The following is a 24,487-nucleotide window of genomic DNA, read 5'->3' on the forward strand; positions in this document are numbered from 1 at the left end:
CTGGGTGGTTCGCCAGTAGGCATACGTCCCCTCGCGTCGAATCCGCGGTGTGGCCAGCGCTGTCATCTTCGACATGGACGGGGTCATCGTCGACTCAGAGCGGTACTGGGCCGAGGAAGTCGAGGGCATTCTCGACGAAGCCGGTGTCGGCGACGAGGTCGGACCAGAGGACGTCCTCGGTGCGAACGTCTACGACCAGTACGACTGGCTCGCGGCCAACTACGACCCCGAGATATCGAAAGCGGAGTACTTCGAGCTCTACGACGAGCGTGCGGAAACCGTCTACACGGAGAAGTGCGATCTGCTCGACGGATTCCACGACCTCTTGGACGAACTCGACGAGCGCGGCGTGCCGACGGCGGTCTGCACGTCGTCGTTCCCACACTGGATAGAGATGGCCTTCGACACGTTCGACCTCCACGGGCGCTTCGACGAGGTCGTCAACGCCGCCGACCTCGACGTTCCGGGTAAGCCCGAGCCGGATATATACGAGGCGGCCGCCGACGAACTCGACGTCGATATTAAGGACTGTGTGGTGGTCGAGGATTCCGGGAACGGTGTCGAGTCGGCTGCTCGCGCCGGCGCGCACGTGATTGCGCTCGATACGTCCGTCAACGACGACATGGACCTCTCACCCGCAGACGAACTCGCGGCGGACGGCCTCGATCTCCGGGACCGCGTGCTCGCGGCGCTCGACCGCGACTAGGGCCGCAGGCAGCGCTCGGGGTCGAACGGCAGCCCGAGGTGGTCGAAGACGTCGCGCCACCGACCGACGTCGTTCTCGTCGATGATGCAGGGCGCGTAGCCAGCGTTCAGATAGAGCGCGAGCGCCGGATAACGGTCTGGTTCGACGCCGACGCGCACGCTATCGTAGCCCGCGTCCAGCAGCCGACGAGTGGCCGCAGCGGCGAGCGCGCGTCCCAGCCCCTCGCGCCGGTGCGCGGGGTCGACAACGAGATACGCCAGCGCGCCGCCGAACGGAAAGCGGTGGTCGCCCGCATTCGGATTGTGGACGGCCGAACACGTCCCGACGACGGCGTTCGTCGCGCGCTCGACGGCGACGAACGAGCCGTTCGGTAGCACGCGGTCGCGGAACGCTTCGACACCAACGTCCCAGCCGCCCGTTTCGAGCAACTCCTCGATGGCTTCCCGGTCCCGTCCGGCTAATTTGCTCGTTCGGAGCGCGTACCCGTCCGGCACGTCGACGTCCGGCGGTCGCAGGCCGTTCGGCCATAGCAAGTAGCGCGTGTCCTCGCTCATGCGCGTGGCTCGGTGCTCACAGTTGGAACGCGTTGCGGTGTGTGCTCGGGTCGGCGTCAGAGTAATCCGAATGGTCGCCGTTCATACTTCCGTAACTGCGATGAGCACGGACATCGAACCAGCGGGGGTCGTCGAGGACGAGTCGTTCTTCCGGACGCTCGTTGAGCACGGCTCGGACGCCATCATCAGCATCGACGCGGACAGCACGATCCTGTTCGCGAACCGCTCGGTCGAGCGCGTGTTCGGCTACGAGCCCGCGGAACTCGTCGGCGAGCCGCTCACGACGGTGATGCCCGAGCGCTTCCAGGGTACCCACCACGCTGCCATCGCGGAGTATATCGAAACGGGCGAGCGCACGCTCGATTGGAATGGCATCGAACTCCCGGGCGAGCATAAGGACGGCCACGAGGTCCAGCTCTCGATCACGTTCGAGGAACACCAGTACGAGGGCAAGCGCGTGTTCTCCGGCATCATGCGCGACATCACAGACCGCGTGGAGCGCGAGCGCAAGCTCGAACGGCAGAACGAGCAACTGGAGCGGTTCGCGGGCATCCTCAGCCACGACCTCCGGGACCCACTGAACACGGCGCGTGCGCAGGTGGCGCTGGCGAAGAACGCCGACGACCCGACGGAGTACCTCGACGAACTCGAACACATCCACCAGCGCATGGGCGACCTCATCGAGGACGTGCTCACGCTCACGAAACAAGGCCATACCGTCGGAGAGCCCGAACCGGTCTCGCCCGCTACCGTCGCCGAGGAAGCGTGGCAGACCGTCGGCGGCTCGGCGGCGACGCTACGGGTCGAAGAGGTTGGCGTCGTGCGGGCCGACCGCGAGCGCCTGCTGTCGCTGTTCGAGAACCTCCTCGGCAACGCTGTACGACACGCTGGGGACGACGTCACCGTCGAAGTCGGCCCGCTGAGTGCCGGTGACGGTTTCTACGTCGCCGACGACGGCCCTGGCATCCCCGAATCCGACCGTGCGGACGTCTTCGACTACGGGTTCACGACCGACGACGGCGGCACCGGGTTCGGGCTGAACATCGTCGAGAGCATCGCAGATGCCCACGGCTGGAAAGTGGGCGTGACCGACAGCGAAGCGGGCGGTGCGCGCTTCGAGTTCTCGGGCGTTCGCCGGAGCGAGAACGGCGATACCGAATGACTGTTCGGACGCCTGACACCCTTGAGGCGGTGCTTCTCCGGCGTGCCACTACATCCAAGTACCGTCGAACCAAATCAGGTGGCGAGTGATGTCTACTGAAAGCGCCGCAGACGGGAGCCTCGACCACGACGCGCCGGTCGTGCTCGTCGTGGACGACGAGGCGAACGTCGCGGAGGCGTACGCGCTCTGGCTCCCCGACGAGTACGAGGTCCGAACCGCGACGAACGGGGAGCAAGCCCTCGACGCAGCCGACGAGGACGTCGACGTCGTCCTCCTCGACCGCCACATGCCGGACCTCTCCGGCGACGAAGTACTGGACCGCCTCCGCGGGCGCGGCCTCGACTGCCGGGTGGCGATGGTGACCGCCGTCGACCCCGACTTCGACATCGCGGAGATGCCCTTCGACACGTACCTCACCAAACCCGTCGACCAAGGAGAGATTCGTGACACCGTCGAGAACCTCCTCGGGCTATCGTCGTTCGGCGACCAATCCCGCCAGTTCTTCGCCGTCTCCCGGAAGATCGCGGCGCTCGAAGACGAGAAGCGCGCGTCCCAACTGGAAGACAGCGATACCTACCAGCAGCTCGTTGAGCGCCGCGACGAACTCGACAGCGATCTCGACGACGTCGTCGGCGAGATGGACGACGACGACCTCGAAGCCGCGTTCCGCGACCTCTGACTACCAGAACGCCTTCGTACGGGCATACTCCCGTTCGCGTTCGAGGATGTCCCGGTAGAAGTCGGCCTCGTCCTCGCGGTGGCGGTTGATGACGCGGGCGGCGTTGCGCGGGCCGACGCCGCGCGCGGACAGCGCGATAATCGCTTTCTTGCCGTGGCTCTGGACGATGCTCGCGTTCCGGAAGACGCGCTCCGTGCGGTCGCGCTGTTCGTCGTCCTTGTCGTCGACGCGCACCGCCTTGACCGCGTCGTCGGCCCACGGCGACAGCGCAGCGACGCGCGTCGACCCACAGTGCGGACACTCGGGCTGGTCGCTGACGCGCCGGACTTTCGTCTCGTGCTCCCAGTCCTGGCAGTGCGTGCAGAACAGTTTCACGCGGTCGTCCTGGATGCGGTCCCTAACCGCCTGGACGACGCTGGCGTCCGCGTTTTCGGGCGTGAGGAGTTCCGACCCCGACGAGCGGCCGCCGACGCCGATAGCCGTTCGTTCGCCCTCGATGGCGACCTCCAGGTCACCCGACTGAATCGCGTCGAGGACCTCGCTGGTGCGTTCGACGTCGAGGTCCGTGTGAAACACCTCTCGGACGGCCTCGTCGTAGACGGGCGTGTCTTCGAGCGCGCCCAGCAGCCGCGACAGACCGACGCCGTCTCGTCCCTTCCAGCGTTTGAGCGCGCCGAACTTCGCGGCGACCTGCGCGAGCGTGAATTTCAGCGTCTCGGACTGCTTGAGGCTCAACTCCAGCAGCGGCTCGACGTGCTCGGGGTCCGTCTCGTGCAGCAGGTCCACGACGTCGTTCGCGCTGATTCGTGCGGGCACGTCCAACTCGATGCGGTACGGGCCGACGTCCAGTCCCACCGAAGAGCCGGTGCGCTGGCCGAGTAAGGCCGACAACAACCGGCCCACAGTCTCGTTCGCTTCGTGGCCGAGCGCCGCGTTCACGACGATAGTCTGGCCCTCTTGCTCGACGACGATGCGGTCGTCGCTCGGCATCGCGTTCCCGCTGTCGACGTGGTACTCGACCTGTTCGAGCGCCTCGCCCGCGGTGTACTCGTCGGTCGGGTAGCGCGCCGTGAATTCCCGCGCCACCCCGTCACGGGTCGCGCCAGCGTCGAACTGGTCGGCCGCGACTTCGCGCATCTCCCCAACCTCCTGGGCGACCTCGTATGGCACGGGAATCTCCTGGCCCGTCCACGACGGGACCTCTCCAGCGGGGTCCTCGATGGGGGAGACGTTGACCTCTTCTTCTTCCTCGTCGATGTTCGTGATTCGCCACATCTCCCCCCGCTGGACGAACGTCGCGCCGGGTTCCGCGAAGTTCACGACGAAGCGCTCGTCCAGCGTCCCGACCTGCCGGCCCCCGGCCATGTCGTAGACGGCGTACGTCTCCTCGTCGGGAATCATCGAGAGGTTCGCGTAGTAGTACTGCCACGTCCCGCCGGACTTCGAGATAGTGTCGTCGTCCTCGTCCACGTAGACGACGCGGTTTTTGTGCAGTTCCATCGCCACCTCGCGGAACGTCTCCTCGGCGAGGCCGTGGAACGGGTACGCCCGCGTCACCATCTGGTAGGCGTGGCGCGCGCTCGTCTCCCCGAAGTCCATCACCACGCCGACGATTTGGTTCGCGACCGTGTCGAGGCTGCCGTGGTGAATCTGCATTGTCTCCACGTCGCCCTCGCCAGCGCGTCGTGCGATGGCCAGCGCCTCGAACGTGTCGTCCGGACTGCCCGTGATGACAGTGCCATGGCTGACCTCGTCGCGGCGGTGACCGGCGCGTCCGACGCGCTGGAGCAGACGTGCGACCTCTCGTGGCGAGGAGTACTGGACGACGTGGTCGATGCGGCCCACGTCGATGCCGAGTTCCATCGAGGACGTGCAGAGCAGGCCGTCAAGTTCGCCGGCCTTGAACTGGTCCTCGACCTCGATACGGGCTTCCTTCGACAGGGAGCCGTGATGGACGCCGATGTTGGCGTCCAATTCCTTGAATCGCGAGCCCAGCGCCTCTGCGGTCTGGCGCGTGTTCACGAAGATTAGCGTGGAGTCGTGCTCGTCGACGATTTCCCGGATGGCGCGCACGTGGCTCGCCATCGACGGTGACGTCATCAACTCGTTGCTCAACCGTTCGTCGCTGTCGGCGATTTCGGGTTCGTGCACCGAGAACTCGACTTTCGACGTGACGTCGACTTCGATAATCTCGCAGCCGCGACCGCCAGTTAGGAACGCGCCGACTTCGCTGGGGTCGCCGACGGTCGCCGACAGCCCGATGCGCTGAAAGTCGCCCGCGAGTTCCACGAGGCGTTCCATCCCAATCGAGAGCTGTGCGCCGCGCTTCGCGCCCGCGAGTTCGTGCACCTCGTCGACGACGACGTGGCGCACGTCCGCGAGGCCGTTCCGGAGCTTCTCTCCCGTGAGCATCGCCTGCAGCGTCTCGGGGGTCGTCACGAGCACGTCCGGCGGGTCGTCGGCCTGCTTCCCGCGCTGGTACTGCGTCGTATCGCCGTGTCGGACGTCCACGTCGAGACCGAGCGTCTCCCCCCACCAGTCGAGGCGCTCGCGCATGTCGCGGTTCAGCGCGCGTAGCGGCGTCACGTACAGCGCTGCGAATCCCTCGGGCGCGCCCTCCTCGACGATGCTATTGAGGACTGGGAGCATCGCCGTCTCCGTCTTCCCGGTGCCGGTCGGCGCGACGACGAGCCCGTTCCGGCCGTCCGCGAGCGCGGGAATCGCGCGGCGCTGTGGCTCCGTCGGCGTCGTGAACCCCCGCTCGGAGAGCGCCGCCCGGACCTCGCTGCCGAGGTGGGAGAACGCGTCCATCCCCCGCGTCTCACTCATCTTCCAAACGTAGGGCCGCAACCCGAATAAGCACGTTGCCGGGCGAAGTCGCTGCCGCTGTGGGCGGCGCGAACGACAGAAAATATCGGTGGCTAGCGGGCGAGTCTTACACGCGCGCAGCCGCGGGCTCCGCCTCGGGGTCGGCCTCCACGAGGCGCAGCGTCGCGTCCATGAACGCCGGCAGGTCGTCGGGCACGCGGGAGGTCACGAGGTTCTCGTCGACGACCACTGGCTCGTCAACGTACTCCGCGCCCGCGTTCTCCACATCGACCTCCAGCGACCAGTAGCCGGTCGCGCGCCGCCCCGCCAGAATACCGGCGCTAATCAGGAGTTGCGCGCCGTGGCAGATGGCGGCGATGGGCTTCTCGCGGTCGTCGAACGCCGCGACGACGTCCGCGGCCGCCGGCGCCTCCGTGCGGAGCGCTTCCGGGGAGTCGCCGCCCGGCACCACCAGCAGGTCGTACTCTTCGGCGAACCACGACGGCGACTCCTCGTCGATGGCGACGTCCCCGTCGAACTCGTAGCCGTGCTCGCCGGTCACGCTGTCGCCGTCGGGCGTGGCGACGTCGACGTCCCACCCCGACTCGCGGAGGCGGTAGAAGGGATAGCTGAACTCGCTGTCCTCGAAGCCGTCGGTCACGAGTACGAGCCCCTTCATGGCTCAGTTGAATCTAGACTCGCGGTTCGGCAAAAATTCTACGGCCGCTCAGACGTCGCGATAGCGGCCGAGACGCGTCCCGTCCAGCAAGTATAGTTCGGCGTCCGGGCACGCCTCCGGGAGGAACGGCGCGAGGAACTCTTGGCCCTCGACGTTCACCCATGTCCCGCCGGAGAGGTCGTTGAATGCCGGGAACACGGCGAGGTCCCCGTGCACGTCCAGGTCAGCACCGTGGTACTCCTCGAACGGCGCTGCATCCAGCGGTCCGCGTAGCCATGCGCGCTCGACGCGCGTCCCGCCGACCTCGTCCTCCAACCGGACCGTCGGGTGTTCGTGGCCGACACAGACTGTCTCCGCTTCCAGCACTTCGGGCGCGGGCCACGTGTGGCCGTGCGCGAATCCAACGTCACCGAAGCGCGCACCCTCTGGGGGTGTCGCGTCGAGGTCGAACTCGTCGGCGAGTCCGCCGTCGTGGTTCCCCACGACCAGCGTCACTGGGACGTCGAGCGCGTCGAGCAACGCTTCGAGTTCGTCGTGTTCGGCCCCCTCCGGCGTGCCGATGGCGTGTCCGAGGTCGCCGAGGAAGATGATGCGGTCTGGCCGCGTCTCGCTCACGAGGTCGAGCACGCGCTCGCGGCGCTGCTCGGCGCGACTCTGGACTTCCAGCCCTTCGCGGCGCAACGAACGCTCGATGCCCGCGTGGTAGTCCGCAACGACCAGCGCGCGCTCGCTAGTCGCATTCCCGTCGCGACTACCGATGTCGGCGACCGCGGCGGGTTCGCCGAGAACCGGCTCCACCAGCGCCATCTAGATGGCTTTCAGGTGGTCGTCGCCGGACTCATAGCAGCGCCCGCTCATCAGCGCCTCCTGGATTGCATCCTCGATTTCGCCCTCGTCGGCGTCCCGCTCGTCGGCCGCCGTCGAGACGACGTTCTCGCGGAGCGCGCCGTCGCCGTCGTCGAGTTCGTCCATCAGCTCCACGACGTAGTCTTCGAGGTCGAGGTCCATCTCGCCAGCTTCGGAGTCCTCGCTGTCGGACTCAGGCTCGTCGTACTCGTCCTCGGTGAAGTCGTCGAGGTCGTCAGCGCCCTCGTCTTGGGAGTCGTCGAACGCCTCGTCGTCAGCGTCGAAGTCACCGAGGTCGTCCTCGTCGGCGGCTTCCTCGGTTGCTTCGTCCTCGCCGACTTCCTCGTCGGATTCCGGGACGTCGATGTCTGACTCGCCGGCGTCCGGAACTTCACTCCCCGTCGAGAAGCCGACGTCGTAGTTCTCCTTGACTTCCTCGCGCTCCTCCTCGGAGAGTTCGTACATCTCACCGTCCGCGGCTGCGTCGCCCTCCTCGGGCGCGGCTTCCGCAGCGACTTCGTCGGGCTCGGGCGTCTCGGCGGCTGGACCGGTCGCCGACGTCGGTTCCGACGCCGGTTCCGACTCCGGCTTTGCCTCCGATTCGCTCGCTTCGACGTTCTCCTCGCCTTCCGGTTCGGCAGCCGACTCGGATTCGGCTTCCGTCTCGGGTGCTTCCTCGGTCTCGCTGACCGCGGGCGCAGTCTCGACTTCCGTCTCCTCGTCGCCCTCGCCGAAGTCCGCGTCTACCGTCCCCGATTCGGACGATTCGTCGCTCTCGGCGGCTTCGGATTCCGTGGGTTCGGCGGATTCAGTTTCAGTCGTCTCGGCTTCCTTCTCGTCCACGTCGGCCGATTCACTGTCGATATCGAGGTCGGCTGCGAAGCGCAGGTCGGCGTCGCCCTCGTCGCTCGGAGAGAGCGTGAGGTCGCCGACTTCGTCGCGCTCGCCGGCGACCACGCGCGCCGCGTCCAGGGAGAGCGTGCGAATTGCGTCGAGGTACGCTGGCGTCGTACCGTAGTGGTCAAGCGCCAACGGGATGCCCGCCGCGAGCCCGTGCTGGACGCCCGCGGCTTCCAGAATCTCGCGGAGGTTCTCACCACGCTCGACGCGCTCATGGGCGGCTGCCATCGTCGCTACGCGGTCGACGGTCTGCTCGGCCGTCGAGACGACCCAGCGGTCGCGGGTCTCCGCGTCGACCTCGCTCACTTCCTCCGGGCGGATGGACGTGTAGATGACGTCCGCGTCCTCCGGCTGGAAGGTCCGGGCCTTCCCCGTCACCGCGACGAACGACGGCGTGTCTGCGGATTCGAGAGCAGCCAGCGCCTCGGGCTGGTACTGCCCAGCGTAGACGACGAACGCGCCCGTCGGGTCGACAACCCGTGCGCGCACCACGTCGTCGCTGACCTGCTCGACTTCGGTGAGCACGCCCACGACGAACACGCGGTTGACGCGCGCGCCGGTCGGCGTCACGACGTAGTTCGGGGCGCGTTCCTCGTCGCTCTCGGCGTACGAGTAGTTCGCGTCGTCGAATTCCGCGGCGAACAGTCGGTAGGCGACCTCGCGGCGGTTGACCTCCTCGTCCTCGGAGGAACTCATGCTTCCACCTCCTGGAGGAAGGCCTGCGCACGCTCGGCCGGGTCGTCGGCGGACTCCCGGAACTCCAGCGTTTCGAGGTTCGCGCCGTAATCATCCACCGAGAGGTGGCCGCGAACCGTGTACTCGGAGCCGACGAGCTTCTCGGCGATGGTGTCCGCGACGACGGTCTGATCCATCGCGTCGCGGGCCTGTTGGCGTGCGTCCTCGATGTCGCCGCCGTACACCTCCTCGGTGAGTTCGCGGTCGAGAATCACCGTAACGGTGTCCGTGCCGTCGTCGAGAATCGCCTTCACGCGCAGGTCGTCCTCTCCCTCCACGTCGCCGTGCTGGCGGCACTGCCCCTTCTGGACGACGCGGCCGCACTCGGGACAACGCTGGATGAGCCCGGAGCCGTCCCGAACCTCGATGACGTTCCCGACGAGTTCGACGTCGTACGCGCCGCCGCGGTCGACGGCCTCCCGAATCGCCATCCGAGTCGGGCCGCCCACTTCGACGGGTTCGTCGAGCGCCGTGACCGTCGAGAACTCTGAGACGTTCACGGAGGGGACGCCGCGGAACTCGCGGACGTAGACGTCTTCGAGGCGGACGGACGCGCCCTCCTCGATTTCTGCGTGGGGGTCCCAGTCGGTGAACGGGAGTCGCGCGCTCTCGTCGCCAAGAACGCCACTCAGAATCTCCGTTTCGCCGTCTCGACCGTCGATGGTCCGGGTCTCGACTTCAGTCACGCGGACTTCGACGTTCCGGCCGCGGTCGCCCGGCGCGAGGTCGGCGAGGTCGCGGTCGCCGCCCACGTCGTAGGGCACGTCGATGTCCTCGGCCTTGCTCACGGTGGAAGACTCCCCGAAGTTGAGCTCGGGTTCACCCTCGTACTCGCGGACGCTGGCGTTCCCGATGGTGACAGTGTCGCCGGGTTCGAGACCGAAGTCCTCCCACGCAGTGTACGAGATTTTCCCGGTCTCGTCGGCGAGTTCACCCTCGCCGATGACGTGGTCGTCGCCCTGGTAGCGAATCGAGCGCTTGCCGGCCGTCAGGACTTTCGCCGTCACGGTGACGCTGCCCGAGTCGGGGCTAATGTCCACGATGTTTTCTGCGGTCGGGCCGCTGGAGCCGCTGCCCGAGTCGTCGCCGAATTTCCGACGGAGGCTACGCTTGGCCTCCTCCACGGGAACGCTGTACTCCACGAGGTTCTGCAGGTTCTCTTTGACCTCCGCTTTGTCTACACCGAGGTCGGAGGCGAGCTCCTCGGCGTGATCGTCGATGTTCATGCGTCCGTACTTCGGGCTGCCTGCCGTAAAAGGGTTCCTCGCGTGGCGCGCGAACGCGCGCGAAGCAGGTCGAATTCGGCCCGAAAACCTACCCGATTCCCGGCCGACCCGACGCTCGTGCGGCTCTACCAGACGTGGAAGAACTACGTCGCGCACGTCGGCCTCGGGGTTCCCGGCGTCCGCCAACTCGTCCGCAAGCGCATCGTCGACTACCACACCGCGTTCTTCGTCGAGCAGTCCGCCCGGGACGGCGAGGCACGGGAACCCCACCTGCGGGCGCTTTTCGATGCCAGCGTGGACGTCTACGAGCGCGCGCTCGCCGAGGGCTACCCGGAGGCACAGGCCCGCGAAGTCACACACATTCAGGCGACGCTGGACTTCCACGAGCACGGGTGGGCGGAACTGATGGAGTTCCCACCCGGCGAAATACAGCCTCATTTCGACCGCTACCGCAGATTCTTCGAGCGCCACGACTGCAAAATCGAGGACCCATTAGGCGAGTTCGCGCCCGAATACGGTCTCCCGTACGCGCCGGAGACACCGGACGCACTCGACGATAGTGAATTCCCGTTCGCCGAATCCGGACTGGCCGACGACGTCTACGTCCCCGCCGAACACGTCGACGTGCGGATGCCCGAGGGCGTCGACTTCGCCGGCAAGTGAGCCCGACAGCACCACCGAATGGCAGCGCTGGCGAGTAGCGAAACGGGTTTCCCGCGGCCACCGCCTACCCCGGGTATGCACGTCGTCGTCAACGCCGCGATGAGCGCGGACGGCAAGCTCTCAACGCGCCGCCGCGAGCAGGTCGCCATCAGCGGCGAGGCCGACTTCCGGCGCGTGGACGAACTGCGCGCGAGCGTCGACGCCGTAATGGTCGGCGTCGGCACCGTGCTCGCGGACAACCCCTCGCTGACCGTCGACGACTCTGACCTAGTCGCCGAACGCGACCAGCGCGGCGACTCCCCCCAGCCCGCTCGCGTCGTCGCGGATTCGCACGCCCGTACGCCGCCCGACGCCCGCGTGCTCGACGGTGCTGCCGAGACGTACGTCCTCGTCGCCGAAGAGGAACCCCGCGAGCACCGCCAGACACTCGAGGACGCTGGCGCTACTGTCGTCGTCGCCGGCGAGAGTCGGGTCGAACTCCCCGCAGCGCTCGACCAACTGGAAGCCCACGGCGTCGAGGATCTGATGGTTGAGGGCGGCGGCGAACTCATCTTCTCGCTGTTCGCCGACGACCTCGTCGACGACCTCTCGGTGTTCGTCGCGCCCAAGATTATCGGCGGCCGGGACGCCCCGACGCTCGCCGACGGCGACGGTTTCGTGCGCGACTTCCCGGAACTCGACCTGACCGGCGTCGAACGCATCGACGACGGTGTTCTCCTCGAATACGACTGTTAGGCCGAGGCGTCCGGCAGTTACTATTCGGCGCCGTTCGAACTTCCGACCATGAGTGATTCTGACGACTCCGGAGCGCTCGCCCGCGTGCGGCGAGCGAAACGCAACGGCGGAGCGCCGTCGATAACTGGAACGAAGATACTGCTGTTCGCCATCCAGCTCACGCTCGTCGGCGGCCTCCTCGGCGGACTAGAGCCGCTCGCGTACGCCAGCGTAGTGCTCGGTCTCCTCGGTCTGCTCGTCGCCGAGTGACGCCCTCCTCGCCGTGAACGACGAGGCTTCCCAGACCGCTATTCGCTGGCTTCCTGCGAGACGGGAACTGTCGTGACCTGTACCTCCGCTCGCCGGACTACACGCTCGGTGACGCTCCCGACGTTGAGGAACCGGTCGAGGCCGCTGCGGCCGTGCTTGCCCATCACCACGAGGTCCGCGTCGTAGTCGCCTGCGGCGTCCAGAATCTCCTCGTGCGGGAGACCGGTTCGGAGGTGCTTCTCTACGGTGACGTCGGCGTCCTCACCCTGCCGGCCGGCGCGGTCGAGCGCGCGCTCGGCCTCCGCGTGCGCTTCCTCGACGACGAGGTCGAACTCCGTCGCGACGAACCGTTCGTCGACGACGAACAGCGCGTGCACCTCGGCGTCGAACCGCTCGGCTAAGGCGAGGCCGACGCGAATCGCCTCCGACGCTCCTTCACTGCCGTCCGTTGGAACGAGAATCGTCGAGTACACCCGCGGCTAGTCTCGGACGGCGAACAAATACGCTTCCCCGAAGTGGGCTGCACGCGCGGACCGCTACAGCCCGTCGAAAACGAGTTAGTGCTGGTGGCCGGTCGCTTCCGCGTACGTCTGCCCGAAGCGCTCTTCGAAGTTGTCGAGGACGGCTTCCTCGACGTTCTGCAGTTCTTCGGTGGGTTCGCCCTGACCGTGGTGGACGAGGGCGTGAGCGCGCTGCGCGAACGCCATCAGCGCGATGTCGCCGACGACCTGTGCCTCGCTCTCGTCGTCCTCCTCGCTGAAGATTTCCACGAGTCGCGCGGGAATCGTGACCTCGTTTGTGTCGCCGTCCGGGTCCTCGATGGTGAACGTGGCTTCGTCCATGCTCGCACGGACGGGGCCGCGACTAAAATGAGTGTGGTTACGGGACCGAGCCGCCGGCTCGCGCCCCCGACCACGCCGGCTTCAGTCGTCCGCGGGCGCGGCCTCGGTGCCTTCGGCGGCGGTCGCGCTCACTTCACTTTCGAGGTACTCGTCGGCGTCGAGCGCGGCCTTGCAGCCCATGCCCGCCGCGGTGACTGCCTGCTGGTAGTGGTAGTCGACGACGTCGCCGGCGCCGAAGATGCCTTCGACGTCGGTGAGCGTCTGGCCGCCGCCCTTGCCGCCGTGGGTGACGATGTAGCCCTCGTCGTCGAGTTCGACGCCCGTATCTTCAAGGTAGTCCGTGTTCGGGGTGTGGCCGATGGCGACGAAGAAGGCGCCGACCGACAGCGAGAACTGCTCGGTCTCGTCGTCGTCGAGCTTCGCCGTCGGGTGGCCTTCGGGATGGCGCACGAGCGTCACGTCTTCGACGCCGGCCTCGGGGGTGCCGTTGACCTCGACGGCTTCCGTGTTCCACAGCACTTCCATGTCGCCGTTTTCGACGTGCTCCTCGATGCGTTCCTGCCAGTAGTCCTCCGCGCGAAGTTCCTCGCGGCGGTGGACCAGGTAGACGGTGTCCGCGAATTTCGTGAGGAAGCTCGCTTCCTCGGCCGCCGCGTCGCCGCCGCCGACGACGACCATGTCCTCGCCCTTGAAGAACGCACCGTCGCAGGTCGCACACGTCGAGACGCCGTATCCCATGAGTTCGTCCTCGCCGGGGATGCCGAGCGTCCGGGCGCTCGCACCGGAGGCCGCGATGACGGCGTCGGCGGTGTAGACGTCGCCGTTCGACAGTTCGACGCGGAACGGCCGCTGGGAGTCGTCGACGTTCTCGACGACGCCGTGTTCCAGTTCCGAGCCGAAGCGCTTAGCCTGCTCTTTCATGTTGTTGATGAGGTCCGGACCCGAGATGCCCTCCGGGAAGCCCGGATAGTTCTCGACTTCGGTCGTGAGCGTGAGCTGGCCGCCGGGTTCGTCGCCCTCGAACAGCAGCGGGTCGTTGTTCGAGCGCGCCGCGTAGATGGCTGCCGTGAGCGCCGCGATGCCCGTTCCGGTGATGATGAGCTTGCGGTGCTCGACGACGTCGTCGTCGCTATCGTCGGCGATGCCGAGTTTCTCGTCGAGTTCGCCGCTTTGGTCGAGTTCGTGGGTGTCGTCCCAGCCGCCGATGAGTTCGTCGTCGATGAACACCTCGGGGGCGGTCTCGCGACCGTTCGCGCGCTCTTTCATCTCCGCGAACAGCTCCTCGTCGCCCGTGACGTTGTACGTCACGTAGTCGACGCCCTTCGCGTCGAAGAGGTCCTTGGCCTTCTCGCAGTACGAGCAGTCTGTCTTCGTGTAGATTTCCACTCGGGGCTCGTCGGTCATACGTCCTAGTCGGTGACCGCGGTGTTTGTACGTTGTGTTGGCCGGGAAGTGTGCCGGCACATCGGAGGCCGGCTACCCAAGCGCTTACGCCCCGCGTCGCCCCACACTCGGGTATGCCCGCCGACCTCCACGAGAAGATGGATCGCTACGAGGGCCTGCTGGCCGAAGCGCTCGCGGAAGCCGAAGCCGTTCCCCCCGCGGACACACCGCTGGGGGAGGCCGCCGCAGAGTACGAGGAGATGGCGCAGTCGTACCTCGACGACGGCCGTCACTTCCGCGACCACGACGACCCCGTGAACGCGCTCGCGGCGTTCTCCTACGGGCACGCGTGGCTGGACGCGGGCGCCCGCATCGGCCTGTTCGACGTGCCCGAGACCGGCCACCTGTTCACTGTGTGAGCGTTCGCGGCCGGAACCGGCGCGCGGCGCGGGGTCGGGTAGTTTTACGGTACTGCATCCTCTCGAAGTAGTCGATGGAGGCCGCGCTCTGGTACGTGTTGACGGGGACGCGCGGCGGACCGAACCGCGTCCGCCTGTTGCGGGCGCTCGCCGACCGGCCGAGAAACGCGAACCAGCTCGCGGAGGACCTGGACCTCGACTACAAGACGGTCCGGCACCACCTCGACGTGCTCGTCGAGAACGACATCGTGCAGTCCAGCGGCGACGACTACGGCGCGGTGTACCTGCCGACGGACGCGGCACGCGACAACTGGGACACCATCGAGGAAATCATCGAGGAGGTCGAATGATGCACGATTCTAGGGGAATACCGGCCGAATTTGGGAAAGCGTATAACTACCGCTCCTGCCAACGGTGGTGTAGATGACAGTCTGGGCGGACGTGACGCGAGCGGCGATGGCACTCAACGTCGTCGCACTGCTCGCGCTCTGCAGCGTGTGGGTTCGCAACTATCGGCAGATACAGTCGAAACACACGCTCGGCCTGCTCGTGTTCGGCCTGCTGTTGCTCGGGGAGAACGCCCTCGGGCTCTACTACTTCGTGATGCACGACGCGCTGACCGCGTGGTTCAGCGGTCTCCCGTCGATCTCCGCGACCGCGATGATGGCGTTGCGGCTGCTCGAAACTGCCGCCATCGTGTTCCTGCTGTGGGTGACGTGGGACTGACCCGATACTGGCTCGGCGCTGACCTGACACTGAACTCGTTTCTTCGACTCGCTCACGACGACTAGCCAAGCCGCAGCCACCACGCCCGAACCCCTAACCCGCCCCTTTTGACAATACTATGATATCGGCGCTAGAACTCCCTAGGGCCGCAATTTGGCGGGTTTTCGGTCGAAATTGGGCCTGAATTCGGGAAATCTTCTTTCAAGTACCGGGTGTCGCCTGGGGTATGCGGGAACGCATCCAAGCACTCGTGCTCACAGCCGTCGTCGTTGGCTCGCTGTTCGCCGTCGCACCCGCGGCAGCGACGGCCGACCAGCAGGCAGCTGCGAGCGTCACATTCGACGCACAGACTTCCGGTGGCCACACGGTCACCGTCGACAGCGCCACGCTACCGGACGGCGGGTTCGTGACAATTCACGACAGCAGCGTGCAGGAAGGCGAGACGCTCGCCAGCGTCGTCGGGTCGTCGGCATACCTCGAACCCGGCACGCACGACAACGTCACCGTCCACCTGGACGAGCCGCTCAGCGAGGACGACACGCTCGTCGCGATGCCGCACATGGATACCGACGGCGACCGCGTCTACGAGTTCGTCTCCGGGAACGCGGCCGTCGATGGCCCGTACACGGCTGACGGCGGCGCCGTCGTCGCCGCGGCGAACGTCACCGCGTCTGCGACCGTGTCGATGAGCGACCAGCCGACCGACGGCAATTCCGTCGTCGTTGACCGCGTTGAATTGGCCGAACCCGGCTTCGTCGCCGTCCACAACGATAGCCTCCTCGACGGCGATGCGCTCGGTAGCGTCGTCGGACACTCCGCGTACCTCTCCGCGGGCGTCCACGAGAACGTCCGCGTCGAACTCGACGAGTCGGTCGGCAACGAGACGGTGATTCCGATGCCGCACGTCGACTCCGACGGTGACGAGACCTACGACTTCGTCACCTCCGAGGGCAGCGCCGACGGGCCGTTCACCGACATGAACGGGGAAGCCGTCCTCGACACCGCGATGGTCACGCAGTCGAACACGGCGTCCGTTTCCGCGATGAACCAGACCACTGGCGGTCACGCTGCGACTGTCGATTCGGTGTTCCTGCCCGACGGCGGGTTCGTCACCGTCCACGACGGCAGCGTCACTGAGGGTGCGGTCTTCGACAGCATCCGCGGCACCTCCACGTACCTCGAACCGGGCCTCCACCAGAACGTCCGCGTGAGCCTCGACGACCCGTACACCGAGGACGGGACGCTCGTGCCGATGGCGCACATGGACACGAACGGCGACGAAGCGTACACGTTCGAGGAGTCCGAGGGTGGCGAGGACGGCCCGTACACGGCTGACGGTAGCGCGGTCCTCGACACTGCGTCCGCGACCGTCTCCGCGTCCGTCAGCGTCGACCACCAGCAGTCCGACGGTCACACGGTCGTCGTGGACTCCGTCGACCTCAGCGAACCCGGCTTCGTGACGATTCACGATGCCTCCCTGTTCGCCGGCGAGACGCTCGCCAGCGTCGCGGGGACGTCGACGTACCTCGAAGCCGGCCACCACGATGACGTCGAAGTCACCCTCCACGACCCAATCAACGAGTCCCAGACAGTCGTCGCGATGCCACATATGGACTCCGACGGTGACCAGTCGTACGACTTCGTCACCTCCGAGGGTAGCGACGACGGGCCGTTCACCGCGAACGGCGGCGCCGTCGTCGACACCGCCCACGCGTCCGTGAACGCAGTCACGACCATCAGCGACCAGGAGAGCGACGGGTCGACGGTCGTCGTTGACTCGGTGACGCTCGCGAACGGCGGGTTCGTGACGATTCACGACGGCACCCTCGCCGACGGCGCGGTCTTCGACAGCGTCCGCGGCACCTCCGAGTATCTCGCGCCCGGCACCCACGAGAACGTCGAAGTGATGCTGGACAGCGAACTCAACGGCGAGACGACGGTGTTCGCGATGGCGCACGCAGACTCTGACGGCGACGAGACCTACGACTTCGTCGAGTCCGAGGGCAGCGCTGACGGCCCGTACGTCGCCAACGGCGCGCCCGTGATGAGTTCCGCGACGGTGGACGCGCCCGCGATGACGACGACCACCGAGACGATGGAGACGACTGAAATGATGGAGCCCACCGAGGCTGGCGACACGACCGACGGCGAATCCGGCGGGAGCGTCCCCGGCTTCGGCATCGGCATCGCGCTCGTCGCGCTCCTCGGAGCCGCGCTGCTGGCTGTTCGCCAGCAGTAACGCGCTCGGCACCGGGATTCGGCCCGGCGAGCGCGAGCGAAACGGCCACCAGCCATTTTTCAGGGGCCTGTCTACGTTCACACGTTCATGAAGCACGACGAGTTCGTCGGTGCGGTCCAGAACCGTGCCGAACTGGCCTCCCGTGGCGAAGCAATCCGAGTCACCCGCGCCGTCCTCACCACGCTCGGTGAACGGCTGCAGCCGGGCGAAGCGTCCGACCTCGCTGGCCCGCTCCCGATGGAAATCGACATTTTCCTCCACCAGGCTGACTCCGGCCAGATATTCGACTACGACGACTTCGTCCAGCGGGTCGCCGAGCGCGCGAACGCCGACTACGCCGACGCCGCGTTCTACGCGCAGGTCGTGATGGACGTCGTCGACGAGACGGTGCCCGAGAGCGAACTCCAGGACGTCACCGCCCAGCTCCCCGCGGAGTACGACGACCTCTTCGACCTCGTCGGCACCGACGAGTACTACTGAGCGAGACGGGGCCTCAACCTTTTTCCCGGCAGCCGTTCCACTGGTGAGCATGGCGCACGAGGCGTACGTGCAGTTGGTCTGTCCTGAATGTCAAAAGCAGTGGGAGAGCACGCCGAGCGAGTTGCCCACCCACGACGAGAACTTCAGCTGTCCGAACTGTCACGCCACGCGGCGGACGGCGGAGTTCATGCGAACCGACCGCGATCTCGAGAATCTAAAGCGGCTCCAGTAACTTAGACGACCGTCCGAGCGCCACACGCTTCGCAGTGGAGGCGTTCGGTGTCGTCCTCGATTTCGAGATTGGTGTCCGGAAGCCCGCACTCGGGGCACGTGACGTACGTGTCGACGTACTCGTCGAGGACGTCCTCGACGCGGCGCTGACGGAATCCACCGGTGAATCGGGCGCGCCCGTTCTCGTCGATTTGGGCGCTCGTCCCGAGCTCGTTCTGGATGAACTTCAGCACGTGGTCCTGCTCGCGGCCGAGTCGGTCCAGCGTGTCCTGGAAGTTCTCGTACACCGTGACGTTGCCTTCCTCGCGGACGTTCGGCTCGGGAACCTCGAACCGGCTCTCGCTGCCCGCGACGTCGGGCTTCTCCTGCATCGCGCGGTCGAGTTGCTCCTCGTAATCCATACCCCAACGAAGTAGCGGCCCGCACAAAAGCCTTTCAAAAGCCCGGGTCACCCCGATTTTGGCCCGTTCGGCCGAGCCCCGTGGTAACAGCTCTCAGGATAATACTATAACCCCGTGACCGTTAGAATTGGCTGCCATGAAGAAGCAGGAGCTCATCCACCTCCACGGCCTCCTCGCAGAGGTCGGGAACTACTACGAGGAGTGCGAGTCCGACGAGATTTCCCTTGACGAGTACGAGGATCTCGGCGTACGACCGACATCGATTCACAAATCGAAGACTGACCACAAAGCGGCTGTTTTCGCGCTCGCGGGCGGCATCACTTCGGCGATGGACGAACCTGAGGAACAGGAAGCCGTCCCCGCCCAAGCCGACTAACGTAGCGACACGCGACGTCTCCTTACACCCACTACCTCCCTAGCGACAGCGTTACGCCCCGTCCGCCGCGCCTTCGGACTCCCCGCTCTCTGTCTCCTCCTCGCTGACTTCCTCCTCGACGGACAGCACTTCCAGCGGAATGTTCTCGAGGCGCTGGCCGATCTCCTTCCGGGCGATGCGGGAGGCGTGTTCTTCCCGTTCGACATTGAACACGCTCATCTCCAATTCGAGCGCGACGAGGCTCTCGTCGGCAGCGACGAACGCGGGGTCGAGGTCGTCCCCGCAGTGCGGGCACGTCCGCTCGCCCATGCTGATTTCGACGTAGTTGAGGTCGGGATTCAGCAGCTCGCCAGTCTTCGAGATGGCGATGCGCACCGCTTCGTCGGGGGTCTCGACGTCGTAGACGGGGACTGCGGCCTCGACGACCACCCTACAATCCATGGCTACGTGGAACGTTCACACGCAACGTAGAAGAACTTTGGCCCGGAATCGAACTCGTCTTCCCCCAGCGCCGCCAAGCCCGCCCGAGATGGAGCGCGGCGCCATTCCGACCGACGAGATTGCGGGCGCGGTCGACGTCCAAGCGACCCTGGAGAGCGGCCAGACGTACCTCTGGTGGCGGCCCGATGGAACCACCTACGAGACCGACGGTGCGTCCGGCGGGAGCGCGTGGTACCGCACGGTCGTCGACGGTGACGTCGTCGAAGTCCGCCAGACCGACACCGCAGTCGAGTGGCAGTCTACGACGGACGCGGACCCGCTCGTGCGCAAACTCCTCGGTTTGAACGACGACCTCCAGGAGATTCGCGCTGCCGCGACCGACGACGACCTCACGACGGCCGCGTGGGACGCCTACGACGGCCTCCGCATCGTCCGCGACCCGTTCTTCGGCTGCCTGATTTCGTTCATCTGCTCGGCGCAGATGCGCGTCGAACGGATATTCGCGATGCAGGAATCCCTCCGCGAACACTACGGCGAACCAATCGAGTACGACGGCGAGACCGTCTACGCATTCCCCGAACCAGAGGCGCTTGCGGCCGCCACCGAGGAGGACCTCCGGGAGCTGAAACTCGGCTACCGCGCGCCGTACGTCCAGCGCACCGCCGAGATGGTCGCGACGGGCGAACTCACTCAGCGCGACGTGCAGGGCCGCGCGTACGAACTTGCTCGCGAGCAACTCACGGACTTCGTCGGCGTCGGCGACAAGGTCGCGGACTGCGTGCTGTTGTTCTCGCTGGGCTACCTCGAAGCCGTCCCACTGGACACGTGGATTCGCTCGGCCATCGAGGAGCACTACCCGGACTGCGACCGCGGCAACTACGCCGACACCTCCCGCGCGATTCGAGAGCAACTGGGCCCGTACGCCGGCTACACGCAGACGTACCTCTTCCACTATCTCCGGTCGGGCGGCGACGAGTAGGCGCGCGTAACTTTTTGGCGATTGCCGTCCCACCCCACTACATGAGCGAGTGGACTCGCGCACGCGTGCTGGTCTCCGGGAAGGTGCAGGGCGTCTACTTTCGGGCGAACACGCGCGAGCAGGCCCGCGAACGCGGCGTCGACGGCTGGGTGCGGAACCTACGGGACGGCCGCGTCGAAGCCGTCTTCGAGGGACCTGCGGACGACGTCGGCGCGATGGTGGAGTGGTGCCACGAGGGCAGTCCCGCAGCACGCGTCGACGACGTCGAAGCCGAATACGACGACCCCGAGGGCCTCGACGGCTTCGAGATTCGGCGCTGACGCGGACGCGGAGTTTTTACGGCGGTCCCCGCTGAACGTGCAGCCATGATTACCAGCGAGCGGATGGCCGCCGTCGACCGGAATGCGGCGGCGGTCGGCGTGCCGCGCAAGCAGTTGATGGAGTCCAGTGGGAACGCCGTCGCGCGCGCCGTCCGCGAAACCGCCGATGTGGGCGCGACCGTCGCCGTCGTCGCGGGCCGCGGGAACAACGGTGGGGACGCGTTCGTCGCAGCCAGATTCCTCAGCGAGTACGACGTCACCGTCCACCTGCTCGGGCGACCCGAAACCATCACGACGGACATCAGCCGGGAGAACTGGGACGCGCTCCAGCAAGCCGAACTCCCCACGGAGGTCGTGAAAGACTCGAAAGCGCTGACCCTCGGCGACCCGGACGTCGTCGTGGACGCCGTGCTCGGTACTGGCGTCTCGGGCGCGCCCCGCGAACCCGAAGCCTCCGCTATCGAAGCCATCAACGACGTGGACGCGCCCGTCGTCGCGGTGGACGTTCCCTCTGGAATGAACGCCGACACGGGCGAGACGCCGGGCGTCGCCGTCGACGCCGACCACGTAGTGACGTTCCACGACGTGAAGCCCGCACTCGTGGACCGGGAGGACGTTACGGTTGCAGACATCGGTATTCCAGAAGCCGCGGAACTGTTCGTCGGGCCGGGCGACCTCCAGCAGCTCGAACGCGACCCGCACGCCCACAAGGGCGACTTCGGGCGCGTGCTCGTCGTCGGTGGCGGCCCCTACACCGGCGCGCCCGCGCTGAGCGCGCAGGCCACACTACGGGCTGGCGCGGATCTCGCGTACCTCGCGGTCCCCGACAGCATCGCCGAGACCGTCCAGGGGTACAGCGAGAACCTCATCGTGGACTCCTACGTCGGGACACGCCTGCTCCCCGAGCACGTCGACGAGATTCTGGACCGCGCCGCGGACGTCGACGTGGTCGTCCTGGGACCGGGCCTCGGAGATTCGGACGACACGCTCGCAGCAGTCCGGCAGTTCCTCGCCACCTACGACGGCCGCGCAGTCGTCGACGCCGACGCGCTCCAGGCCGTCCCCGACGTCGACACCGACGCGGACCTCGTTTGCACGCCACACCAAGGAGAACTCCAGAAAATGGGGGGACCAGCAGAAGACGACTGGCGTGCCCGGGCCGGGGCGGTTGAGGACTTCGCCGCCGACCTCGGGCAGACGCTGCTCGTGAAGGGCGCGTACGACGTGGTCTCGAACGGCGAGACGACGCGCGTCAACCGCACCGGGAATCCGGGAATGACCGTCGGAGGCACCGGTGACGTGCTCGCGGGCGCCACGGCCGCGATGTTCTCCACGCTCGACCCCGTTCCCGCTGCGAGTATCAGCGCGTACGCAAACGGCGACGCCGGCGACCAGGTGGTCGACGAGCACGGCTACGGCCTGCTCGCCACCGACCTCCTGGATGCGCTGCCCGCGGCGCTGTGGGGTGGTCGTGATGACTGATGCGCCTGAGAACTCTCAAGACGAACTCACGCACACCACGGAGGAGGGCGACGTGCAGATGGTCGACGTCGGGGACAAGCCGGACACCGCTCGCCGGGCGGTCGCGCGCGGCGAAATTCAGCTCTCCGAATCGACCGTCGAGGCGATTCGCGGCGACGAAATCGGGAAGGGCGACGTGCTCGCGACCGCGCGCGTCGGCGCCGTCCAGGCAGTCAAGCACACGTGGGAGACGATTCCGATGTGCCACCAGATTCCCATTACGAACGTCGAGACGGACTTCGACGTGCGCGAGGACCGGGTCGTCCTCGAAGTCGCTGTCGAGACGACCGGGAAGACCGGCTGCGAGATGGAAGCCTTGGAGGGAGTGACGACCGGCTTGAACGTCGTCTGGGACATGGTGAAGGCCGCGGAGAAAGACGACGAGGGGCAGTACCCGGGCACGGCTATCGAGGGCGTGGAAGTGGTCCGAAAGGAGAAACGAGAACTCTAGGCTTGTGCGACGAGGTCGCTGGCCTTCGCGCGCGACTTCTCGACGACCGTCGGGAGCGCCTCGAAGTCGACGACGACCTGTTCGTCGCCGTAGTCGACGTCGCGGACGTACGCGTGGTCGTGGACCCACGACACCACGCTCATCGTCTCGTCGGTCATCGGGAGCACCAGCGTCTCGCGCTCCCGAGGCGGCAACTCGGCGTCGATGCGGGCGCGCAGCGCGTCCACGTTGATACCGTCGCGGCCGCTGACCGCGATTGGGTTCGGCGCGAGCGCGGACAGCGCCTCCTGCTTCTCCGCGAGTTCGTCGTCGTCGACCTTGTCCACCTTGTTGAACACGGTGACGATGGGCGCTTCGTTGCGCTCGTAGAGCGTGTCGTGGCTCGTCACGAGCTTCTCGCGAATCTCGTCGATGGACTCGCTGGCGTCGACCACGAGCAACACGAGGTCCGCCTGGTAGACGGATTCGAGCGTGGATTTGAACGACTCCACGAGCCAGTGCGGGAGGTCGCTGATGAATCCAACCGTGTCCGTCAACAGCACGTCCCGGCGGTCCATGTCCAGCCGCCGCGTCGTCGTCCCCAGCGTCGTGAACAGCTGGTTCTGGGACTCCGCTGTAGTGTCGAGGTCCGGGTGGAGTTCTTCGTTCTCGTCGATGTCGAGATCGTCCGCGAGGCGGCGCAGCAGCGTCGACTTCCCGGCGTTCGTGTAGCCCGCCAGCGCCACCAATTCGAAGCCGGACTCGCGGCGCGTCTCGCGGCGCTGCTGTTCGGTCTTCTCGATGCTCGCGAGCTCGTCCCGGATGCGGCTAATCTGGGCTTTGATGTCCTGCTCGCGGCTCTCGTCGTACTCCCCGAGCCCCATGAAGCCGGGGCGTTCGTCGCGCTTCGCGAGACTCGTCTTCGCTTCCGCGCGCGGCAGCTCGTAGCGCAGCTCTGCGAGTTCGACCTGCAGTTGCGCCTTCCGGGTGCGGGCGCGCTGTCCGAAGATGTCGAGGATGAGCCGGAAGCGGTCCACCACTTCCGTGTTCTCGGGGAGCTGCTTGCCGAGGTTGTACGTCTGGTAGGGGCCGAGCCGGTTGTCGAAGACGACTCGCTCGGCGTCCGTCTCCTCGACGACCGCTGCGAGTTCCTCAACCTTCCCCTCCCCGAGTTGGAGGGCCGGGTCGGCCGTACGCGTCTGCGTCACTTCGCCGCCGACGTCGTAGCCCGCGGCGCGGACGAGGTCCCTGATTTCGGCGGTGTCGGGCGTGCCCTCGTCGACACGCTTGGCGACGACCGCCGTTTTCGTCGTTGTTCCGGTCACTTGTCACGTAGTAGGTGCCCGTGCTACTTAAGCCCCGGGCGCGCCCGGTGTCGTCAGTGCGTCTGACAAAAGAGACTTACCGGTCGCTCGCGGATGAGCGACCATGCCGGACATCAATCTCACGACCCTCGGCCTGGAGTTCGGGGGTGGCGCTGGCATCGGCGCCATCATCGGCTTCGCCGCGAAGAAGGTCGCGAAGCTCATCGCGGTCATCGTCGGTCTCGAACTCGCGCTGTTCAAATTCCTCGAATCACGAGGCATCCTCACCGTCGACTGGGACCGCCTCACTGGCGGAATGCTCGACATCACGCAGGCTGCCAATGGTGCCGCCCCGCCGTCGTGGGTGAACACCATCCTCTCGACGCTGTCGGTCAGCGCCGGCTTCACCGGTGGGTTCCTCGTCGGCTTCAAGAAAGGGTAACGCCGAAATCG

At 66.6% G+C, this 24,487-nt stretch carries 30 protein-coding genes; 18 read left to right on the forward strand and 12 right to left on the reverse strand.

All coding sequences use genetic code 11. From position 1 onward, the window contains the following. Positions 1–49 precede the first annotated feature (49 nt). Entirely contained in the window at positions 50–706 is a 657-nt protein-coding gene (locus tag LPA46_RS09370) for an HAD family hydrolase (RefSeq protein WP_230892296.1), read from the forward strand. Here LPA46_RS09370 and LPA46_RS09375 read toward each other — a convergent pair. Further along, positions 703–1,260, reverse strand: a complete 558-nt coding sequence (locus tag LPA46_RS09375; RefSeq protein WP_230892297.1) for a GNAT family N-acetyltransferase — start codon at positions 1,258–1,260, stop codon at positions 703–705. The genes LPA46_RS09370 and LPA46_RS09375 overlap by 4 nt on opposite strands. A gap of 100 nt (positions 1,261–1,360) precedes the next feature. Here LPA46_RS09375 and LPA46_RS09380 point away from each other — a divergent pair, with 100 nt between their 5' ends. Both LPA46_RS09380 and LPA46_RS09385 read left to right on the forward strand, forming a co-directional pair. Continuing rightward, positions 1,361–2,422, forward strand: a complete 1,062-nt coding sequence (locus tag LPA46_RS09380) for a sensor histidine kinase (RefSeq protein ID WP_230892298.1) — start codon at positions 1,361–1,363, stop codon at positions 2,420–2,422. An 88-nt stretch (positions 2,423–2,510) separates the two neighbouring features. Further along, positions 2,511–3,101, forward strand: a complete 591-nt coding sequence (locus LPA46_RS09385) for a response regulator (protein WP_230892299.1) — start codon at positions 2,511–2,513, stop codon at positions 3,099–3,101. Here LPA46_RS09385 and LPA46_RS09390 read toward each other — a convergent pair whose 3' ends face one another. The 5 genes from LPA46_RS09390 to LPA46_RS09410 form a co-directional block, all read right to left on the reverse strand. Then, positions 3,102–5,930 carry a DEAD/DEAH box helicase gene (locus LPA46_RS09390; protein WP_230892300.1) on the reverse strand — a complete coding sequence of 943 codons (2,829 nt, stop codon included), beginning with the start codon at positions 5,928–5,930 and terminating at the stop codon, positions 3,102–3,104. A 106-nt stretch (positions 5,931–6,036) separates the two neighbouring features. Then, positions 6,037–6,588 (reverse strand): type 1 glutamine amidotransferase domain-containing protein, encoded by a 552-nt coding sequence (locus LPA46_RS09395; RefSeq protein ID WP_230892301.1) that lies wholly within the window; start codon positions 6,586–6,588, stop codon positions 6,037–6,039. Between the two features lie 48 nt (positions 6,589–6,636). Continuing rightward, the gene (locus LPA46_RS09400; RefSeq protein ID WP_230892302.1) at positions 6,637–7,395 is read right to left on the reverse strand and encodes a metallophosphoesterase; all 759 of its coding nucleotides are present in this window, start codon (positions 7,393–7,395) and stop codon (positions 6,637–6,639) included. Continuing rightward, positions 7,396–9,030, reverse strand: a complete 1,635-nt coding sequence (locus LPA46_RS09405) for an RPA family protein (protein ID WP_230892303.1) — start codon at positions 9,028–9,030, stop codon at positions 7,396–7,398. Then, positions 9,027–10,295 carry a Single-stranded DNA binding protein gene (locus tag LPA46_RS09410; RefSeq protein ID WP_230892304.1) on the reverse strand — a complete coding sequence of 423 codons (1,269 nt, stop codon included), beginning with the start codon at positions 10,293–10,295 and terminating at the stop codon, positions 9,027–9,029. Before LPA46_RS09410 ends, LPA46_RS09405 begins: the two co-directional genes overlap by 4 nt. 117 nt (positions 10,296–10,412) lie before the next feature. Here LPA46_RS09410 and LPA46_RS09415 point away from each other — a divergent pair, with 117 nt between their 5' ends. The 3 genes from LPA46_RS09415 to LPA46_RS09425 all read left to right on the forward strand — a co-directional run bounded on the left by LPA46_RS09415 (position 10,413) and on the right by LPA46_RS09425 (position 11,942). Further along, entirely contained in the window at positions 10,413–10,958 is a 546-nt protein-coding gene (locus LPA46_RS09415) for a DUF6149 family protein (RefSeq protein WP_230892305.1), read from the forward strand. Positions 10,959–11,033: 75 nt separating this feature from the next. Beyond that, entirely contained in the window at positions 11,034–11,693 is a 660-nt protein-coding gene (locus LPA46_RS09420) for a 2,5-diamino-6-(ribosylamino)-4(3H)-pyrimidinone 5'-phosphate reductase (protein WP_230892306.1), read from the forward strand. Positions 11,694–11,741: 48 nt separating this feature from the next. Further along, the gene (locus LPA46_RS09425; protein WP_230892307.1) at positions 11,742–11,942 is read left to right on the forward strand and encodes a hypothetical protein; all 201 of its coding nucleotides are present in this window, start codon (positions 11,742–11,744) and stop codon (positions 11,940–11,942) included. 38 nt (positions 11,943–11,980) lie between these two features. Here the strand turns inward: LPA46_RS09425 and LPA46_RS09430 are convergent, their stop codons facing one another. The 3 genes from LPA46_RS09430 to LPA46_RS09440 form a co-directional block, all read right to left on the reverse strand. Beyond that, positions 11,981–12,415, reverse strand: a complete 435-nt coding sequence (locus tag LPA46_RS09430; protein WP_230892308.1) for a universal stress protein — start codon at positions 12,413–12,415, stop codon at positions 11,981–11,983. A gap of 84 nt (positions 12,416–12,499) precedes the next feature. Beyond that, a complete protein-coding gene (locus tag LPA46_RS09435) occupies positions 12,500–12,784 on the reverse strand; it encodes a DUF7545 family protein (protein ID WP_230888875.1) in 285 nt (94 codons plus the stop codon). An 81-nt stretch (positions 12,785–12,865) separates the two neighbouring features. Continuing rightward, positions 12,866–14,188 carry an FAD-dependent oxidoreductase gene (locus LPA46_RS09440; protein WP_230892309.1) on the reverse strand — a complete coding sequence of 441 codons (1,323 nt, stop codon included), beginning with the start codon at positions 14,186–14,188 and terminating at the stop codon, positions 12,866–12,868. Between the two features lie 113 nt (positions 14,189–14,301). On the opposite strand from LPA46_RS09440, the gene LPA46_RS09445 reads away from it, so the two are divergent. The 6 genes from LPA46_RS09445 (at position 14,302) to LPA46_RS09470 (ending at position 18,263) form a co-directional block, all read left to right on the forward strand. After that, positions 14,302–14,586 (forward strand): DUF357 domain-containing protein, encoded by a 285-nt coding sequence (locus tag LPA46_RS09445; protein ID WP_230888879.1) that lies wholly within the window; start codon positions 14,302–14,304, stop codon positions 14,584–14,586. A 74-nt stretch (positions 14,587–14,660) separates the two neighbouring features. Next, positions 14,661–14,936 carry an ArsR/SmtB family transcription factor gene (locus tag LPA46_RS09450; RefSeq protein WP_059057013.1) on the forward strand — a complete coding sequence of 92 codons (276 nt, stop codon included), beginning with the start codon at positions 14,661–14,663 and terminating at the stop codon, positions 14,934–14,936. A 73-nt stretch (positions 14,937–15,009) separates the two neighbouring features. Further along, positions 15,010–15,312, forward strand: a complete 303-nt coding sequence (locus LPA46_RS09455; protein WP_230888880.1) for a hypothetical protein — start codon at positions 15,010–15,012, stop codon at positions 15,310–15,312. Between the two features lie 226 nt (positions 15,313–15,538). Beyond that, a complete protein-coding gene (locus LPA46_RS09460; RefSeq protein ID WP_230892310.1) occupies positions 15,539–17,551 on the forward strand; it encodes a DUF7282 domain-containing protein in 2,013 nt (670 codons plus the stop codon). A gap of 87 nt (positions 17,552–17,638) precedes the next feature. Then, positions 17,639–18,031, forward strand: coding sequence for a DUF2267 domain-containing protein (locus LPA46_RS09465; protein WP_230888882.1), 393 nt, complete (start codon positions 17,639–17,641; stop codon positions 18,029–18,031). Positions 18,032–18,080: 49 nt separating this feature from the next. Then, positions 18,081–18,263, forward strand: coding sequence for a DUF7836 family putative zinc-binding protein (locus LPA46_RS09470; protein ID WP_059057016.1), 183 nt, complete (start codon positions 18,081–18,083; stop codon positions 18,261–18,263). Position 18,264: 1 nt separating this feature from the next. Here the strand turns inward: LPA46_RS09470 and LPA46_RS09475 are convergent, their stop codons facing one another. Next, positions 18,265–18,663, reverse strand: coding sequence for a translation initiation factor IF-2 subunit beta (locus LPA46_RS09475; protein WP_230888883.1), 399 nt, complete (start codon positions 18,661–18,663; stop codon positions 18,265–18,267). A gap of 136 nt (positions 18,664–18,799) precedes the next feature. On the opposite strand from LPA46_RS09475, the gene LPA46_RS09480 reads away from it, so the two are divergent. Next, positions 18,800–19,039 (forward strand): UPF0058 family protein, encoded by a 240-nt coding sequence (locus LPA46_RS09480; RefSeq protein ID WP_230888884.1) that lies wholly within the window; start codon positions 18,800–18,802, stop codon positions 19,037–19,039. 51 nt (positions 19,040–19,090) lie between these two features. On the opposite strand, the gene LPA46_RS09485 is transcribed toward LPA46_RS09480, so the two are convergent. Continuing rightward, on the reverse strand, positions 19,091–19,480 hold the full coding sequence (locus LPA46_RS09485) for a DUF555 domain-containing protein (RefSeq protein WP_230892311.1): 390 nt from the start codon (positions 19,478–19,480) through the stop codon (positions 19,091–19,093). A gap of 88 nt (positions 19,481–19,568) precedes the next feature. On the opposite strand from LPA46_RS09485, the gene LPA46_RS09490 reads away from it, so the two are divergent. From LPA46_RS09490 to moaC, 4 genes are read left to right on the forward strand one after another with little or no spacing between them, the layout of a single operon-like run. Continuing rightward, entirely contained in the window at positions 19,569–20,459 is an 891-nt protein-coding gene (locus LPA46_RS09490) for a DNA-3-methyladenine glycosylase family protein (protein ID WP_230892312.1), read from the forward strand. 41 nt (positions 20,460–20,500) lie between these two features. Then, complete coding sequence (locus LPA46_RS09495; protein WP_230892313.1) at positions 20,501–20,779, forward strand: acylphosphatase; 279 nt, start codon at positions 20,501–20,503, stop codon at positions 20,777–20,779. A 45-nt stretch (positions 20,780–20,824) separates the two neighbouring features. Then, the gene (locus LPA46_RS09500) at positions 20,825–22,261 is read left to right on the forward strand and encodes an NAD(P)H-hydrate dehydratase (protein WP_230892314.1); all 1,437 of its coding nucleotides are present in this window, start codon (positions 20,825–20,827) and stop codon (positions 22,259–22,261) included. Then, complete coding sequence (moaC, locus tag LPA46_RS09505) at positions 22,254–22,751, forward strand: cyclic pyranopterin monophosphate synthase MoaC (protein WP_230892315.1); 498 nt, start codon at positions 22,254–22,256, stop codon at positions 22,749–22,751. Before LPA46_RS09500 ends, moaC begins: the two co-directional genes overlap by 8 nt. Here moaC and hflX read toward each other — a convergent pair. Next, on the reverse strand, positions 22,748–24,055 hold the full coding sequence (gene hflX / locus LPA46_RS09510) for a GTPase HflX (RefSeq protein ID WP_230892316.1): 1,308 nt from the start codon (positions 24,053–24,055) through the stop codon (positions 22,748–22,750). The two genes, moaC and hflX, sit on opposite strands and share 4 nt — an antisense overlap. A gap of 103 nt (positions 24,056–24,158) precedes the next feature. Here hflX and LPA46_RS09515 point away from each other — a divergent pair, with 103 nt between their 5' ends. Continuing rightward, on the forward strand, positions 24,159–24,476 hold the full coding sequence (locus LPA46_RS09515) for an FUN14 domain-containing protein (protein WP_230892317.1): 318 nt from the start codon (positions 24,159–24,161) through the stop codon (positions 24,474–24,476). Positions 24,477–24,487: the final 11 nt, after the last annotated feature.

Source organism: Halobacterium sp. KA-6 (assembly GCF_021029015.1).
Classification (GTDB): Archaea; Halobacteriota; Halobacteria; order Halobacteriales; family Halobacteriaceae; genus Halobacterium.

Bases quoted from the DNA above. Each gene is read 5' to 3' on its own strand.
- LPA46_RS09445 (WP_230888879.1), top strand. From the start codon at position 14,302: ATGCCCGCCGACCTCCACGAGAAGATGGATCGCTACGAGGGCCTGCTG.
- LPA46_RS09450 (WP_059057013.1), top strand. From the start codon at position 14,661: ATGGAGGCCGCGCTCTGGTACGTGTTGACGGGGACGCGCGGCGGACCG.
- LPA46_RS09465 (WP_230888882.1), top strand. From the start codon at position 17,639: ATGAAGCACGACGAGTTCGTCGGTGCGGTCCAGAACCGTGCCGAACTG.
- LPA46_RS09385 (WP_230892299.1), top strand. From the start codon at position 2,511: ATGTCTACTGAAAGCGCCGCAGACGGGAGCCTCGACCACGACGCGCCG.
- LPA46_RS09425 (WP_230892307.1), top strand. From the start codon at position 11,742: ATGAGTGATTCTGACGACTCCGGAGCGCTCGCCCGCGTGCGGCGAGCG.
- LPA46_RS09405 (WP_230892303.1), bottom strand. From the start codon at position 9,030: ATGAGTTCCTCCGAGGACGAGGAGGTCAACCGCCGCGAGGTCGCCTAC.
- LPA46_RS09390 (WP_230892300.1), bottom strand. From the start codon at position 5,930: ATGAGTGAGACGCGGGGGATGGACGCGTTCTCCCACCTCGGCAGCGAG.
- moaC (WP_230892315.1), top strand. From the start codon at position 22,254: ATGACTGATGCGCCTGAGAACTCTCAAGACGAACTCACGCACACCACG.
- LPA46_RS09470 (WP_059057016.1), top strand. From the start codon at position 18,081: ATGGCGCACGAGGCGTACGTGCAGTTGGTCTGTCCTGAATGTCAAAAG.
- LPA46_RS09485 (WP_230892311.1), bottom strand. From the start codon at position 19,480: ATGGATTGTAGGGTGGTCGTCGAGGCCGCAGTCCCCGTCTACGACGTC.
- LPA46_RS09455 (WP_230888880.1), top strand. From the start codon at position 15,010: ATGACAGTCTGGGCGGACGTGACGCGAGCGGCGATGGCACTCAACGTC.
- LPA46_RS09380 (WP_230892298.1), top strand. From the start codon at position 1,361: ATGAGCACGGACATCGAACCAGCGGGGGTCGTCGAGGACGAGTCGTTC.
- LPA46_RS09490 (WP_230892312.1), top strand. From the start codon at position 19,569: ATGGAGCGCGGCGCCATTCCGACCGACGAGATTGCGGGCGCGGTCGAC.
- LPA46_RS09515 (WP_230892317.1), top strand. From the start codon at position 24,159: ATGCCGGACATCAATCTCACGACCCTCGGCCTGGAGTTCGGGGGTGGC.
- LPA46_RS09375 (WP_230892297.1), bottom strand. From the start codon at position 1,260: ATGAGCGAGGACACGCGCTACTTGCTATGGCCGAACGGCCTGCGACCG.
- LPA46_RS09395 (WP_230892301.1), bottom strand. From the start codon at position 6,588: ATGAAGGGGCTCGTACTCGTGACCGACGGCTTCGAGGACAGCGAGTTC.
- LPA46_RS09475 (WP_230888883.1), bottom strand. From the start codon at position 18,663: ATGGATTACGAGGAGCAACTCGACCGCGCGATGCAGGAGAAGCCCGAC.
- LPA46_RS09400 (WP_230892302.1), bottom strand. From the start codon at position 7,395: ATGGCGCTGGTGGAGCCGGTTCTCGGCGAACCCGCCGCGGTCGCCGAC.
- LPA46_RS09420 (WP_230892306.1), top strand. From the start codon at position 11,034: ATGCACGTCGTCGTCAACGCCGCGATGAGCGCGGACGGCAAGCTCTCA.
- LPA46_RS09495 (WP_230892313.1), top strand. From the start codon at position 20,501: ATGAGCGAGTGGACTCGCGCACGCGTGCTGGTCTCCGGGAAGGTGCAG.
- LPA46_RS09435 (WP_230888875.1), bottom strand. From the start codon at position 12,784: ATGGACGAAGCCACGTTCACCATCGAGGACCCGGACGGCGACACAAAC.
- LPA46_RS09410 (WP_230892304.1), bottom strand. From the start codon at position 10,295: ATGAACATCGACGATCACGCCGAGGAGCTCGCCTCCGACCTCGGTGTA.
- LPA46_RS09460 (WP_230892310.1), top strand. From the start codon at position 15,539: ATGCGGGAACGCATCCAAGCACTCGTGCTCACAGCCGTCGTCGTTGGC.
- LPA46_RS09440 (WP_230892309.1), bottom strand. From the start codon at position 14,188: ATGACCGACGAGCCCCGAGTGGAAATCTACACGAAGACAGACTGCTCG.
- LPA46_RS09500 (WP_230892314.1), top strand. From the start codon at position 20,825: ATGATTACCAGCGAGCGGATGGCCGCCGTCGACCGGAATGCGGCGGCG.
- LPA46_RS09480 (WP_230888884.1), top strand. From the start codon at position 18,800: ATGAAGAAGCAGGAGCTCATCCACCTCCACGGCCTCCTCGCAGAGGTC.